General features: G+C 64.2%; 1 pseudogene. It reads left to right on the top strand.

Annotated elements, in window-relative coordinates:
- Window positions 1-274 (top strand): annotated as a pseudogene (locus EOD29_RS31735) (GNAT family N-acetyltransferase); the annotation flags it as partial.

Genomic DNA, 274 nt, shown 5'->3' with positions numbered 1-274 from the left:
CCGCGGTTACGGCACGATCCGCCGCTGCTACGAGGGCTACAAGATCGGCCCGCTCTTTGCCAACGATGCCGATAGCGCCGCGGCGCTGCTTGCCGAATTGATCCCCGAGGCAAAAGGGGCTGCGGTCTTCATCGACATTCCCGCAGAGAACCACGAGGCGGTCGCGCTTGCCGAAGGCATAGGCCTTCAACCGGTATTCGAGACGACACGCATGTATCGCGGACCGGCGCCGGCCATCCCGCTAAAGCACGTCTTCGGCGTGACGACGCTGGAG

It is taken from the genome of Mesorhizobium sp. M1A.T.Ca.IN.004.03.1.1 (genome assembly GCF_003997555.1).
Lineage (GTDB): Bacteria > Pseudomonadota > Alphaproteobacteria > Rhizobiales > Rhizobiaceae > Mesorhizobium.
The sequence above is the reverse complement of the archived record's forward strand: the minus strand, read 5'-3'. Positions and strand labels throughout refer to the sequence as shown.